The sequence below is a fragment of the Pseudoalteromonas luteoviolacea H33-S genome, assembly GCF_001625695.1.
Lineage (GTDB): Bacteria > Pseudomonadota > Gammaproteobacteria > Enterobacterales > Alteromonadaceae > Pseudoalteromonas > Pseudoalteromonas luteoviolacea_B.
The window spans coordinates 60626-75459 of the sequence record NZ_AUXY01000133.1; the positions used below are offsets into that span (position 1 = coordinate 60626).

Here is a 14834-nt window from a genome sequence, read left to right on the forward strand (position 1 = left end):
TAGTCTACCTGTTTGTTGTTCAAAGAGGGTTTAAAAGTATGTTAATTATTTGGTTTTTATATTTTTTGAGAATAATTATGTAGATACTTCACAAACAATGAATATGCTGATAGTTTTTGTTATGGGTACTTAAAGTTACAAAAGAATTTGTAATTAGCCTAAAAACTGCGTTTTACAAAAATATAGTTAACTGAGCGAAGGTGCACAGTCAAACTCACAAAAACACCTGTTGTAGTATTTTACACTTAGGAGTAAGGCCTTGGTAAAACTAGAAGTAAATGATGAAATTTGTTTGAAGTTATTGTCTTTGTCGGATGCCCCAACGTTATTTACACTCGTTGATGACAACAGGCAGCACCTAAAACAGTGGCTACCTTGGCTTGATTTTACCCAGTCAGTTCAAGACTCTGAAGCATTCATTAAAACAACTCAAAAGCAATTACATGATGAACTTGGTTTGATGGGCGGGATATATTTAAATCATACCTTGGTTGGCATGTGCGGATATCATCCCATAGATAAAAGAAATAGATGTGCATCAATTGGTTATTGGCTTGCTAAAAAGTATCAAGGGCAGGGTATTGCAACCCAATCTGTGAGCTACTTAATTGATCATGCATTTGAAACCTTAGCGCTTAATAAGGTCTCCCTTTCTATTGCAGAGCACAATTACAAAAGCCAAGACATTGCGCTTCGATTAGGTTTTGTGAATAAAGAGTTTAAGCCTGACGCTGAGTTTTTATACGACCATAGAGTTAATCATATCTGTTATTGGATGGCGCAAGAGGAGTGGTTAGCGCATCAGGCGCATATTGATTAACAGGGCTTAATTAGTCATATTGAGTTAAAAACGTCACATCTAAATCGCCAAGGTGAGTGTGGGATGTTTTTATTTAAGCAAAGTCTTATCCTGTGTTAAATATGCACTTAGCACACATATTGCTTATTAATCTGTTCCGATAGATGTTACGCGTCTTATCTTGAGCGACTTTATTGCTTGCGTAATTTCTAGTATAAACTGGGTTTTTTATCGTGGATAAGAGTATGACCCAGTCAATACAGCAGCAAATTGGTAACATCGCCCTTGTCGTTGAAAGTTATGATGATGCCATCGAGTTCTACACAAAAAAACTACAGTTTACCCTAGTTGAAGACACTGATTTAGGTGCTGGTAAGCGTTGGGTTCAAGTTGCACCACCAAATTCAAATGGCACTAATTTGCTGTTGGCAAAAGCAAGCAATGATGAGCAAAGTCAGGCGATCGGTAATCAAAGTGGCGGACGGGTGTTTTTGTTCTTACAAACTAATGACTTTTGGCGTGATTATCATTTTATGAAAGACAATGGCGTGGTGTTTCATGAAGAGCCAAGAGTTGAACAGTACGCAACTGTTGTCGTTTTTGAAGATTTATATGGCAATAAATGGGATTTATTAGAACCAAAAAAATAGCTGCTGGCTCGAAGAAGGAGCTTCGTTAAGCTGGTCATCGAATATAGGCATATACCAAAAAATAGCGCATTATTTGTATTTAAGTTTGTTTTACCTCAATTCATTGTTTAATAAACACACTTCAATTAAATTTTTTATTAATTACTGAGTCTATGAAACGTATTCTTGATGCGTTCATATATTGCTTTGCCCTAACTATACGGGAAAACGAGCGATATACAGTGCACAGGATAGCAGCATGTGAGCGCATTAATGCGATGGCATGGTGAATGATTGTTTAAATATACAGACTGAGTAAACTAACATGGATATACGCCTATTCTCTCCTTACTTTCTTGGCTCTTATGGTGAAAATAACCACGAGTTTGAAGATATCTTTTTAGAGTTCTTTCGGGACCACGTTTATTGGCGACGTAGTTTTCATCCAGAAGATTTACCGCCAGTCTCTATTATTGAAAAACAATCTTCCCATTACCTAGAAACCATGGCCAAAACCAAGCAAGAACTGCATAAGCTAAGTGCGGATTTAAAGCAATCTGTGCCGTTTTCAAACCCACGTTATATTGGGCATATGGCATCTGATTTGCTGCTACCGGGAATGCTGGCGCAATTTATTACAGCGCTGTATAACCCTAACAATGTTACAGAAGAAGCTGCGCCAGTCACCGTTAAAATGGAGTTGGAAGTGGGTAACAAACTAGCGCAAATGTTTGGCTACAACTTGGACGCAGACAAAGGCGCAGTCGCTTGGGGGCATTTAACCTCAGGTGGTACGGTGGCGAACTATCAGAGCTTATGGATGTTTCGCTCCGTGAAGTACTACCCATTGGCGGTAAAGCGCTGTGGTGAGCTGGCAGATATTGACTTTGTGGATGGGCAAGGGCGTTCACTGCAAAGCATGTCTACTTGGGAGTTAATGAATCTCTCGATTGACGAAGTAGTGCAAATTCGTGTCAATTGCTTAAATAAGCTCAAAGCCATGGGTGATGAGAAGTATGATGAACTTATCGAGTTACTCAGAGAGCAGCGTATTGAACACCAAGGCCATATTGACTTTTTTGACCAGCATAAAGATTTAAAACAGCCCGTGGTGTTTGTGCCAGCCACTGCTCATTATTCATGGATAAAAGCCATGAAGATTTTGGGTATAGGCAGTAAAAACCTATGGCAAGTTCCTACTGATGAAAAAATGCGTTTAGATCCGACGGCACTTAAACAGTTACTGCTAAAAGCAAAATCTGAAAACCGTACTGTCCTTGCGGTGATTGGCGTTTTGGGGACTACCGAGTTTGGAACCGTTGATCCTATCGCTGACATTGTATCTTTGCGTGACGAAATGATCCGAGATGAGGGATTGAATTACTATATTCACGTGGATGCCGCATGGGGTGGCTACTTGTCGTCTGTATTTAGAGATGAAGACAATCGAATGCGCGAACATGAAGCGGTTAAAGCTGGGTTTGAATACTTCCCATCTGTCAAAGTCTACAATGCATTTGCCGCGCTATGCGAAACTGACTCCATTACGGTTGACCCACATAAGCTAGGTTATATGCCCTTTGGTAGCGGTGCATTTATCGCCAGAAACAAAAATATGTGTGGCTTTGTGGTGCAAGAAGCTGCCTATGTATTTGATAAAAAGAACCGATTTGTTGAGCCTGAGCCTAAATTAAATCAGTTAGGTCAGTATATTATGGAAGGCTCAAAGCCGGGAGCAGCCGCAGCAGCAAGTTATGTGGCACAAAATGTTTTACCACTCAATGCTGAGCATTTCGGAAAATTACCAGCGAGCACAATTCGCACCACAGAAGTGTTTTACCATAAGATTGCAGCATTGAGTGAAAAACTGGCAGGCAAAGCGACCTTGATTGCCCCCATAGAGCCTGACACAAACCTGATTTGCTTGGCCATTAACCCCGCGGGTAACACCAGTACTCGAGTGTTAAATGACTTTACTCGAAAAGTGTTTGAGCACATTAAAATTGAGAAGTCGACGCCAATGTTTAGTAAGGAGTTTATTGGCTCTTATACTTCTATTTTTAGAAAAAACATCAATGATAAAGTAGCACATAATTTATGTATTAAGCTTGGTCTTGATCCGCACTCGTTTGTGAGAGATGTTGAACAGGTTGAGTATCAAGATAACGCACTGTTTGTCTTACGACATACTTTGATGAACCCATGGTTATCAGATGATAAAAATGGCGTTACTTATATGGATATGTATCTTAACTACCTTGAGGAAATCATTTTGAAGGTAGTAGAGCAATAAATTCGGCCTATAAAAGATGCTGAGCTTTGGCCTGACAATGATGTCTGGGCTGAGCTTGGCAGATTAAAAGGTGAATATCTCAAGTTAATTCAGTCGACTGGATTATCTGCTTTTTGCTTGAGGTTGTTTTTTTGTACTGAAATAAAAAGCGGATTGTATTACCAGGCTCATTATTTTTCATAAGGGACAAAAATGAAAAGAATCTGTTTTGGAATCGTATTACTACTTTTATCTGTATCCGTGTTTGCGCGGCATGAAGGAGACTTATGTTGGGGGTGGGATGATAGCAATCCACCCGAACTTAAAGAAGAGGCGCTAAGAAGCTTTTTGGCCGATAGCCGGATAGGTAATATTTATATCTGTGGACAACCCATATTAATTACTAAACCTTTGATAATTGATAGACCTGTCCGATTTGAAGGTATAGGGCATACCGCTCAGATTATTGCTAAAAGTAAGTTTGCCGATTCTGCTGCTATGCTCAAGTTTACCGAAAATGCCAGTGGGAGCCAGATCAGGCAAGTTGTGATTGATGGGGGCTTTTTAGCAACAAAAGGCGTAGAAGTACAAGGTGTGGATGGCATTGATATTTCTTACTCGGTATTCAGTCGTTTTTTAGGAACTGATTTTAAAACGGGCACCATAACGCATTACTCAGAAATTTACCCAGCTCGGGCGATTCAGATCACAAACAGTCGTAATATTCATATTTTCAATAATTTCATAGATAGAGTTGGAGGGTATGACGCCAGTTCTGATAGGTATTTTAATGGTGTAGATCTTGTGAGGGAAGGGCGTTTGGCGCACAGGGGAATATCTATAGTCGGGTCAGCTTCTGGTCAGGTAGAAGTATCTAAAAATACCATTCGTGATGTTTATGGTTATTTAGATTCAAGCGCAATTTACGTACAAAGTATGGACTGTGTGGATCGTTGTTATTATGGAGTGATCTCAGATAATGACATTAATGCTTTTGGTAATAATGGCATTAAGCTTTTAGCAAGTAATTTCAATGTTCACTACAATCGCCTCTTTTCAAATGGTCAAAGTAACAGTGTGGATCGCCAAACAATAGGCACTACTTCATCCGCTATATTTTCACTTTGCCACTCGACGCCATGCTCAGAAAATATAATTTCAAGCAATGTCATAGAGCTACAAAGAGCGTACAGAGGGATACAAGCTATCGGTGAGCATTATGTTGGCGGTAATCAAGTCACAATTCATAGCCCACACATCACAGCCAGAGGTATGCTTACCTATGAGTTTTCACTTCAGGTTAGCTCAGGGTTGAGCCACTTCAGTGGTAACCGTATTTATGGGGAGGCTAAAAACCCGCATTTAGGTGCGACAAACTATGCAGATGGATACTGCATTAATAGTGTTTCACATACTTACCGTAGTGAGGTTTACCATGACTGTGATCCTGTGTTGCCCAGCACTGTCTTACTAAGGCATTAAAGGCAAATTCACTCACCCACGCTCGCAGCTTAGCTGGGTGGGTGAGACATGCTGCGACAACGCTGCACATAGTGCTTGTTCCTTGCTTTTATTTCTTTAAATTCCTGCTCAATTTATAGACTTTTTTGCCGATAACCAAATTACATGGATGGGCTTGGAGGAGCTATGAAAATTGAAAGTGCACAAATTGAGATGCGTAACAAACATGAAGGGCAATTTCACGTCAGTGAGCAGCGGACAGAAGTTACAATGCCTGAAGAGGAGCAAAGTGCTTTGTCCATGGCTGACACTGAAGTTACTAAGGCAGAGCAAGCTGCAAGTGACATGGAAATGGGCAACGATGCTAAGCTGTATATTCTTAAGTTATTGGTACAGAAGCTAACCGGAAAAGAAGTGAGTTGGTACGATGACACCATAGGTAAGGACGTAGCAGAGGCTGAAGCTGCCGCTGAGCTTGCTGCTGCAGATGCCGAGCAGCCCGAACCAACTCATGTTATTGTTGAGCGTTTAAGTCACGAGCACCAATCTAATGTATTTAAAGTAGGTGGGCACATTACACTCCAAAATGGCGAGCAAATTGCTTTTGCGTTTAAGTCTGTATTTGAGCAATCTCACACCAGTTACGAGCGTACGATTGAAGATATAAATATGAAAGATCCGCTAATTATCAGCTTTACCAATAAGGCAGTTGAGCTGGATAGTGAGCAGATGCAGTTTGATATTGATGCCGATGGCAAAGCAGATACATTCTCCCATCTTAAAAAAGGCTATGGCTTTTTGGCGCTGGATTTAAACAATAATTCGCGTATTGATGATGGCACTGAACTATTCGGAGCGCTAAGTGGTAATGGCTTTGCTGATTTAGCCAAATACGACCAGGATGGCAACGGCTTTATTGACGAAAATGACGAGGTATTTGACAGCCTCAAAGTATGGATAAAAAACAAAGATGAAGACAAGTTGGTGACACTGTCAGAGGCTAAAATTGGCGCTATAGGGTTGCAAAATGCAGATACCCCGATGAATATTCGCGAGCAAGGCGAGCTGAAAGGTGCAATCAGAAAATCAGGTTTTTATCTGGATGAGCAGGGTAACCCAAACTTAGTGCAGCAGATTGATTATGTGGTTTAGTTAACTGTGTACAAGCGACTAAAAATAAAAATCGACTTGGGGAATTGCAATATGTATTTAATTATTAAGGCTCTAGTTTTTTGGTCTGTTTATATGTTTTATACCGCCGGTTTACTATTTCTTTGTATCTTTTATAATCAGAAAAGGCATCAGAGAGCAGCTTCAAGTCGATGTTAAGCTCTAAGCCTTGTAATTGAATGAATGTAAATAAGTTAATAAATATGCAGTGCGAAAACCTAAGTTCATCTCTAGAGTAAGAAAATGGTACCCTGAGAATTGCAATGAAACTTCTCATTTCGTTCATTGAGATTAATGTCTTTCCTTTTCGCCATCTATCAAATTTTTTCTTTATAGCGGTGATATCAGGTTCATGTAACTCAGGAGAGTTTGAACTAATGGGCGGGTTCGTGATATCTGGATCTTGCATTCTCTTTTTAGCTATATCGCGATATAGGTCGGCCCATTTGATAGTCCGCTCGTTGGCATAGCCATGCTCGTCGCGTGACCATGCTTTTTTGAAATTAATAAGGAACTGTTCTGTTGAAAGGCTTAGTTTGTTAGTTTTCTCATTGAAGATTGGTAAAACCTTGTGGAGATATGAATATTCAGTAGTATTAAATTCAAGCTCCAAAAATAATTCAAATAAAGCTGCCCAGTACATTACTGATTTAACTAAATAAATATACATGGTGTTGCCGTCTAGATCAAAGTTGTTCTGTGTCTTGATGCTAAGCCATGTTTTTAAGTAACTTTCTATTAACTCAATGCTTTTAGCGGAACTTAGTTCTTCCAAAATAGTATGCTCAAGGTCACAATGAGCCTCTAGAAAGCTCCAGTAATATCTTAAAGCAATGTCTTCTTCCTGATTGTTATACTTACCGCCGTTAACAAAGGATTTTAATAAGTACCAGCTACCCATATTTTGTGGGTTAGGTTCTCGACTAAAGTTTAGCTTAAGAGAATCAGTATCAATATTGAAGTACGATTCAAAAATAGATAATCGTCTTCTACCATGCCTTATATCTCTAAAGATTTGATGATCGTGTGAAATGTTTTTATCTCTTTTAAGTTTTCTGGCGAGCTTAACTAATAAGTCTGATTCTGATGAAATGCACTTTAATGAAATTATGATTAACTCCGGCAGGTAATTAAACAGTAACCCTTTATTCATGCTTGTAGGAAATATCATATTTCAGTGAAAAGTCCCTTTTTTCTATTTGCTTATATGAAAAACTAACACTCAATTAAACAATAGAAAAGGAAATGTTATGACAAAATCTAAAATTACACCGCGAAACAACTCTGCAAATATGCCAAATGCTAATAAGGGTACACCAGGAACTAATAGGCAACACGATCAAGTTCATGGGAACCGGAGTAAACAAATTCAAAGGAGGCGTCAAGGGAAGAAATAACCTATAACAATTGGAAGTCTGAAAATATATGTAGGTTGGAGTAAGCTGACTTTTCATGATTATAGATTTTACTAAAAAACAATTAATGAACAAAAATCGCTCTTTTAATTGTTTTTTAGTATTTATTCAGATGGATATTATTTCACTTTATCATGTCGATTTGACGCAACTGCTTTACTACCTTCTAAATCCAGCATATACACCGCACCTGATGAATTGCCGTTATCATCGCGATGTGGTGCGGCAACGATGGCATGTTGATTTGATAGCGCGAGATTCCAGCCAAATCTGTCATCGATTTTTCCGTCTTTGGCGACGATCTTTGATGTGTAGTGCCACTGGCTACCTTGTTTTTTATACATATAGACAGCACCTGCATTGCTGCCGTTGGCGTCATGGTGCATCGCACTAATTAGGGCGGTGTCATTAGAGAGTGTTACGCCGCGTGCAAATCGGTCATCTGCATGAGCATCTGGCGCGACCAGCTTTTGTGTTTGCGTCCATTTTCCATCCGTGCGCTCAAAAATGTACGCTGAACCTGCATCCTCACCTACACCTTCAATATCGTCTCTTCTGGCAGAGATCAGTGCAGTATCGCCTCGCAGCGCAACTCGTACTCCGAAGATATCTGTATGTCCACCATCTTTTGCCATCAGTTTAGCTTGTTGCTGCCACTGTTTACCATCAAATTCATAGGCATAAACTGCACCGGCCTCTTGTGCTATTTCATCATGTAAGTCTGCACCGACAAGAATGGTATTACCATCAATCGCCACACTAATACCGAATAAATCATCCGCAGCACCGTCTTTGGCTGTGAGTTTTGTTTGATACTGCCAAGCACCGTTTTCGCGAGTATATACATAAGCTGAACCAGAGTCTTTGTGTGGAGCGTCACTGTGCGGCGCACCGATGACTAAAAAGCGCTCAGTCAGTGCAATGCTTTGTCCAAATACATCGCCAGCTTTACCATCAATTGCAGTTAAAATTTGTTTTTGTGTCCAAGTGTTGCCTTGTTTTTCGAATACCACCACGGCGCCAGAGTCTTTACCTCGGCTGTCTCTTCTTGATACACCTAACATGGCCATATTATTTTTAAGTGCCACATTACCACCAAGTGTGTCCTCGCTGAATGCAGGCTCTGCCACTAACTTTGCTTGTTGGTACCAGCCGTTGCTGCCGAGTGCATACACGTAGGCGGCCCCTGCATTTTGAATTGTTTTTGTATCCGCTTTAAAGGCACCGATCAGAGCAGTTTTACCGTCTACAGCAACGCTAAATCCAAAACTGTCATCGGCTTTGCCGTCATGAGGTAAAAGTTTCTGTTGATTGGCCTCGCCCTGAGAAGCCACAAGCAGAGTTAGACAAGATAACACTTTAAGTAGAGCACCCGATTTCATTATTATTTTCCTTGGGTTAGATAATGCTGTGCCAATATATGAAACTTTTTAATGCATAACAAGTGTCTACAGCGTCGGGTTTGTGCAAATTTATTCGAGGTTGACTCATATGCTATAAATGTTTGTTGAAACTGATCTTTGACTACTCCATAAGCCTTCTTAGAGTAATGCTGTGTAATAGATTTTTCTTATGAAAGTCCGTAATTTCGTGTCGAACACACATATATCAAAGGATTATCTAAAGTGAAGCTAGTTATACTATCTTTAATGTTTCTTATTGCTATGCCCATGTTTGCAGCGAGTAACGGGCAAGAAACGACAGCAAAAGGTATAAATACACAGGAAGCGCGGATAAAGGCGGAGCTAGAAAAGCGCTTAAATACCGCGATTATCTATTTGTTAGCATCAAATTTTAACGACCCTAGCTATTTGGCCAAATACAAATCTTTAGTCAAGGATTCAGAAGGAGATTTGTCGGTAAAAGCGCTGCGAAAAGCACTTAATGATGCGTCTGTTCTACTTGAAAACGCGCGTTTTATCAATCCACGCCAGGCTGTACTTTGTTCTCGAGAAGATTTCCAAAATGGCGTTTGTTTTGCACCGAGTTGTACACCTTGTATATTTGATAAACCAGGACCATTGGGGACAGGGTTATTGTGTAGAAAAGAAGAGTCGTCAGAACAGCTTCAAGCGTGTTGCGTCTCTGATGGTGGTGCGCCATGTGAAGTGTTTGATGACCACAGTCGCTTGAAAAACTCCGAGCTATTTGAATAAACTTATATCAGAGGACCTAGAATAATGCTTTAAATAAAGTTTTAATATAGGTTCTCACATACAAAATACAAAGCAATTTAATCGTCTTAATCCATACACAGCATTTTTGCTTATATTCATCGATAACAAATGGTTACATTCACTCTTACAAGGTAGAGTTCATACCGCTTAGACCTTGACTATACTCTGGTCTAATCAAGGTTTTGGTTCTCAAAGCGACACTTTTGAGTGTTATCGGTTTAATAAAGCGGATTAATAGCATGATCAAATTTACACTTGCTGCGCTGACTATGTTGGCTTCAAGCATGGCGCACGCGCTACCTAATATTCAATTCTCTAAACTCGACTTAACGCAAAACAAGCGTTTAATCATTTTTGTTGATAACGCGAATTCATTAAGCGGGCTTGCGGCGCAAGTAAACACAAAAACAAATGGTCAATTGCAAGGCGCAATTGAGAGCGCAGGCTTTAAAAGTGGGTTTGGTAAAACACAAACGTTTTATGGTCTGGCGCCTTTTGCACAAATTACAGTGATCGGTACTGGCTCTGATGCATTAACACAAGCTCAACTGCAAGACCTAGGTGGTTACGCAGCAGCGAGCACACCAGATAATGGCCATGCTCAGTATGCGATCGTGACTGATGCGCTCAATACGCAAGTTTCAACACCTTCAGCTTGGGTCGCAATGGGCGCAGGTCTGCGCGATTATCACTTTGATAAGTATAAAGCACAGGCAAAGCAATCCTCACCTCGTAACTTTGTGCTTCATAGTAACAACGTTGCTGCAGCTACTAAAAAATATAATGACGATTTACAGTACATGGTACAAGGCGTGCATCTAACCCGTGATATGGCGTCAGAGCCGGGTAAATCAATTTATCCGCAGAGCTTTGTAGACAGAGTAAAGGACGCTTTCGATGATATCGATAACGTTGATATCAAGGTAATGAAAGTCAGAGAAATGAAAAAGCGCAACATGGGCGCGATTTTAGGTGTTGGCTTGGGTTCTATCCATGAACCACGGATGTTGGTGATCAACTACCGCGGCGGTAACAAAAAAGACGCGCCAATTGCATTGGTGGGTAAAGGGATCACATTTGATACTGGTGGTATCAGTTTGAAGAAAAACAGCGGTATGTGGCAGATGAAATCTGATTTGTCTGGTGCTGCTGCGGTTGCCGGTACAATGTTAGCAGTGGCTAGTAGAGGTGAAAATGTCAATGTTGTCGGTGTGATGCCACTTGCTGAAAATATGCCAGCGGAAGATGCTATTCGTCCGGGTGATGTACTAACAACAATGCAAGGGACGACGATTGAGATCATCTCAACGGATGCCGAAGGCCGTTTGTTACTAGCCGATGCAGTACGTTATGCACAAGATGAATTTAAACCTAGAATACTGGTTAACATTGCGACGTTGACAGGATCAGCCGCAAGAGCGTTAAGTGATGAGTATGCGGCCATGGTTACGCGCGACTGGTCTCTTGCTCAAAATATGATGCAAGTCGGTGAAATCAGTGGTGAAGCGGTTTGGCCTTTGCCTCTGCACCCGAATTTCTTTAAGCAAATTAAGTCAGATATTGCAGATATTAAAAACTCAGGTGCAGGTAACCCGGGTGCAAGTATCGGTGCGGCAGTCGTTGCGACATTTGTAGATAAAGATACTCCATGGGTACACTTGGACATTGCAGGTGTTGATTGGTTAAATCAGCCGATTGCGGTGGCACCAAAAGGTTCTCAAGGTTGGGGTGTACGCTTTCTAGATCAATTAGTGAGACAAAACAGTAACTAATACATATCTTACCCTTTTTATGAGTGTTGCTGCATTTTAGTAGCACACTCTTTTCTAAACTAACAATTTGCATTGGGCTTGCCACCAAATCTTGGTAGCTTTGCAATTGACGAACTGTTACACCAAGGTCCATGCTGGAGCCTGAGCTTGTGAACTCGTGCAATGTTTAAATCGCTCCGTTCTACTATGGTGATTAATAGACTGCTTTTATTCACTAAATAAGCTGCATTACTGGTATTGAAAAACAGTATTGCGCTCATAGTTGTCGCTGCAAGCAAGGCGCCCATAATCAATGGCAGGTTATTTCTCTAGGTTTTTTATCTATAACTATTTTATGTAATTCAATGCCTTAAATGTTTATTTGTGCTTGAATGCGTTGTGAGTGAGATAAAGTATAGTGAGAGTAATTAGGGAGAAGTCGGCGAAAGAGTAAAGTCGAGGGCATTGAGAATTTACAAAAGTTTGCATTTAAACCTTTGCGAAAATTGGTACACTGCATATGCACAGAAAAGGGCTGCTGAACCATTTATAAAAACCAATGAGAAAGAAGGTCAGCGATCACATCGATTTTTACATCAACAAAAGGAAGTGGTTTGAGCATTAAACCAAAACTGCTCATCGTTGAAGATGAGCCGAGCATTTTAAGAGGCTTGACGGATTTATTTGTATTTCATGGCTATGACGTAGACAGTGCCGTTGACGGAAAAGAAGGTTTAGATAAGGGGCTTTGCGGCGATTACACTTGTATTTTGCTTGATGTCATGCTGCCTTCAATGAATGGCTTTGATATTTGCAATGCACTTCGAGCTCACTCTCGCACTCAACCAATTATGATGCTCACAGCAAAAAATGCAGAAGAAGACATCATTAATGCGCTGACTCTCGGTGCCGATGATTATGTATCAAAACCTTTTTCAACCTCAGAGTTAGTTTTACGTGTCAGTGCACTAGTTAGGCGCTCAGGGTGGACTGCAAAAGGCGATGTTATCTCGCTCAGTGATCAAGTTTCAGTGTGCTTACAGTCATTGACGGGTAACTCCTATCAAAAAGAGGTGAAGTATACCCGCAGAGAAGCAGAGATTTTGGCTTATTTAAACCGCAAAGGCGGTTTAGTGTCACGAGATGACTTGCTAAAAGATGTTTGGGGATACAAGGAGACCAAAGATATAGATACGCGCACTGTAGATATTCATATCGCTAAAATCCGTAAAAAAATAGAAATAGATCCCAAAACACCAAAGCACTTAATCACCCACAGAGGCGAAGGCTATCAGCTCTATACACTATAAGAATAACAAATGACTTTTATAAAAAATAAGCGCTTACTTAATTATTCTGAGCGTTTAAGGCGATTGCAGATTTCGGCGGTTTTACTCTTATTGCTGCTCCTCATCCCTCTCTCTTTACTGTTTTGTATTAGTTATCAGCAAGCGGAAAAAAACCGCTTGTCTGAGTATCAACAAGAAGCCAGCAATTTAGTCAGGGTTATTAACAGAAAGCTGTTTCGGATGACCAGTGCGAGCAATCAAATTCCGGTTGATGCATTTAACTATTATCGCTATGTGCATAACCCAGTTACTAAGCAAACACAAAAAGTAGTCTCACCTTTAGCACAGCTTGATGGGTCACAAAATATAACGGGACTTGTGGGGTATTTTCAAATTGATCATAAGGGCAATTTTAATTCTCCAATTTGGCCAAATGCGATTACAGTTGATGAGTTGTCTGACACTTCCAATGAAATACAAACCTTAGAGGCTATTACGCGTCGCGAAATGGCTGTATCTGTTTATCGCACTGTATTTCAATCTAAATCGATTAAAGCCATGTTGAATACTGGACTAGACCTTAAAAAAAATCAGTTTGATGTGAACTTCGACTTGTCTGAATATATCATCTTTTATCGTATTGTCCCTGTTTTGGAACAGCCCGTGCTGCAAGGGTATGTGGTAAAAAGAGGCCCGTACTTACACCCGCAAGTGATGGATATTCTTGAGAATAGGCGGTTTGATATACCGATTATGGTAACGCTTAAGATTGTGGATGAGACGCTACCCCATGCACACTTTTTATATCTTCCTTCAGAGAGTACACCGACAGTCTCACAGCCGAAAACAGTAGAAAGTAGTTACATACAACAGCCTATCTATGAAACTCGACTGGATTGGCCATATAAAAACTATACACTATCGGTGACATCAAAGCCCATGCCACTGGCTGAATCAACCATATTTAGCTTGATTTTTAACGGCATTTTATTAATCGCCATCGTTTCTGCTTGCTATGGGTTCTATCGCTTTAGTGTTAAGCAACTTGCACTTTCAGAAGAGAAGGTTAACTTTATTTCATCGGTAAGCCATGAACTAAAAACACCCTTAACATCGATAAAGATGTATTCTGAGATGCTTAAATCTGGCATGGTGGCTTCGCCAGAGCACCAAGGTGAGTATTTTGATTTTATCTGTGATGAGAGTGATAGGCTAGCAAGGCTCATTGATAACATTTTACAGCTGTCTGCTTTTGAGCGTCAGCAGCAAAATGTGGCGCCAGAGTATGTCCCGCTGACAGTATTGCAAAACATTATTCATTCTAAAATTTCGTCATTGACTGACAAGCACGGTTTTAAACAGGTGCATTGTATGGAATTGGCAGAGCCCGAGTCTGTTTTAGCGTATATTGAGCCTGATGCGTTTACGCAAGTGGTGATAAATATTACGGACAATGCCATCAAGTTTTTTGAATCAGCAAAGATAAATGACAATGATAGAAAGAAAATTGATTTTACTTTTTGCAGGCACCCCACAAACCAAAATATGGTTCAATTGGAGATCCGAGATTATGGTAATGGCATAAGCAAAGAGCAAGAAGAAAAAATATTTGAGCTGTTTTACCGAGGGAGCAGTGAACTGACGCGAAATACCAAAGGGACGGGGATTGGCTTGGCCCTTGTCCGCGAACTGGTGTTGTCACAGCAAGGAGAGGTCCAAGTGCAAAGAAGGCATCCAGGGTTGGCCTTATTGGTCTCATTCAAGTTAAAGTTGAGAGGCGAGTAAACAGCTGGTAGGGGTTATAACGCTCAAAGAACTTGAGTGCTAGCTATCTCTATAAGTTTTAGAGTCATTAAGCTATGGAGTTGATA

11 protein-coding genes are annotated in these 14834 nt (G+C 40.4%); 9 read left to right on the forward strand and 2 right to left on the reverse strand.

Annotation, left to right across the window (positions count from 1 at the left end):
* Window positions 1-259: 259 nt before the first annotated feature.
* The 5 genes from N477_RS24170 (at window position 260) to N477_RS24190 (ending at window position 6313) form a co-directional block, all read left to right on the forward strand.
* Complete coding sequence (locus tag N477_RS24170; RefSeq protein ID WP_063364091.1) at window positions 260-820, forward strand: GNAT family N-acetyltransferase; 561 nt, start codon at window positions 260-262, stop codon at window positions 818-820.
* A gap of 224 nt (window positions 821-1044) precedes the next feature.
* A complete protein-coding gene (locus tag N477_RS24175) occupies window positions 1045-1449 on the forward strand; it encodes a VOC family protein (protein WP_063364090.1) in 405 nt (134 codons plus the stop codon).
* Window positions 1450-1753: 304 nt separating this feature from the next.
* Window positions 1754-3721, forward strand: coding sequence for a pyridoxal phosphate-dependent decarboxylase family protein (locus N477_RS24180; RefSeq protein WP_063364089.1), 1968 nt, complete (start codon window positions 1754-1756; stop codon window positions 3719-3721).
* A 192-nt stretch (window positions 3722-3913) separates the two neighbouring features.
* Window positions 3914-5182, forward strand: coding sequence for a hypothetical protein (locus N477_RS24185; protein ID WP_063364088.1), 1269 nt, complete (start codon window positions 3914-3916; stop codon window positions 5180-5182).
* Window positions 5183-5347: 165 nt separating this feature from the next.
* Window positions 5348-6313, forward strand: coding sequence for a hypothetical protein (locus N477_RS24190; protein ID WP_063364087.1), 966 nt, complete (start codon window positions 5348-5350; stop codon window positions 6311-6313).
* Window positions 6314-6377: 64 nt separating this feature from the next.
* On the opposite strand, the gene N477_RS24195 is transcribed toward N477_RS24190, so the two are convergent.
* On the reverse strand, window positions 6378-7484 hold the full coding sequence (locus N477_RS24195; RefSeq protein WP_063364086.1) for a hypothetical protein: 1107 nt from the start codon (window positions 7482-7484) through the stop codon (window positions 6378-6380).
* A gap of 381 nt (window positions 7485-7865) precedes the next feature.
* Window positions 7866-9128: an FG-GAP repeat protein gene (locus N477_RS24200; protein ID WP_063364085.1), complete on the reverse strand. Its 1263-nt coding sequence runs from the start codon at window positions 9126-9128 to the stop codon at window positions 7866-7868.
* A gap of 243 nt (window positions 9129-9371) precedes the next feature.
* Here N477_RS24200 and N477_RS24205 point away from each other — a divergent pair, with 243 nt between their 5' ends.
* The 4 genes from N477_RS24205 (at window position 9372) to N477_RS24225 (ending at window position 14748) form a co-directional block, all read left to right on the forward strand.
* Window positions 9372-9902 carry a hypothetical protein gene (locus N477_RS24205; RefSeq protein WP_155732026.1) on the forward strand — a complete coding sequence of 177 codons (531 nt, stop codon included), beginning with the start codon at window positions 9372-9374 and terminating at the stop codon, window positions 9900-9902.
* Window positions 9903-10162: 260 nt separating this feature from the next.
* Entirely contained in the window at window positions 10163-11695 is a 1533-nt protein-coding gene (locus tag N477_RS24210; protein ID WP_063364083.1) for a leucyl aminopeptidase, read from the forward strand.
* 593 nt (window positions 11696-12288) lie between these two features.
* Window positions 12289-12984 carry a response regulator transcription factor gene (locus N477_RS24220; RefSeq protein ID WP_063364081.1) on the forward strand — a complete coding sequence of 232 codons (696 nt, stop codon included), beginning with the start codon at window positions 12289-12291 and terminating at the stop codon, window positions 12982-12984.
* 9 nt (window positions 12985-12993) lie between these two features.
* Window positions 12994-14748 carry a sensor histidine kinase gene (locus N477_RS24225; RefSeq protein WP_063364080.1) on the forward strand — a complete coding sequence of 585 codons (1755 nt, stop codon included), beginning with the start codon at window positions 12994-12996 and terminating at the stop codon, window positions 14746-14748.
* Window positions 14749-14834 lie beyond the last annotated feature (86 nt).

Excerpts from the sequence above, each read along its gene's own strand:
- N477_RS24210 (WP_063364083.1), top strand. The coding sequence starts at position 10,163 with ATGATCAAATTTACACTTGCTGCGCTGACTATGTTGGCTTCAAGCATG.
- N477_RS24195 (WP_063364086.1), bottom strand. The coding sequence starts at position 7,484 with ATGAATAAAGGGTTACTGTTTAATTACCTGCCGGAGTTAATCATAATT.
- N477_RS24225 (WP_063364080.1), top strand. The coding sequence starts at position 12,994 with ATGACTTTTATAAAAAATAAGCGCTTACTTAATTATTCTGAGCGTTTA.
- N477_RS24185 (WP_063364088.1), top strand. The coding sequence starts at position 3,914 with ATGAAAAGAATCTGTTTTGGAATCGTATTACTACTTTTATCTGTATCC.
- N477_RS24180 (WP_063364089.1), top strand. The coding sequence starts at position 1,754 with ATGGATATACGCCTATTCTCTCCTTACTTTCTTGGCTCTTATGGTGAA.
- N477_RS24190 (WP_063364087.1), top strand. The coding sequence starts at position 5,348 with ATGAAAATTGAAAGTGCACAAATTGAGATGCGTAACAAACATGAAGGG.
- N477_RS24200 (WP_063364085.1), bottom strand. The coding sequence starts at position 9,128 with ATGAAATCGGGTGCTCTACTTAAAGTGTTATCTTGTCTAACTCTGCTT.
- N477_RS24175 (WP_063364090.1), top strand. The coding sequence starts at position 1,045 with ATGACCCAGTCAATACAGCAGCAAATTGGTAACATCGCCCTTGTCGTT.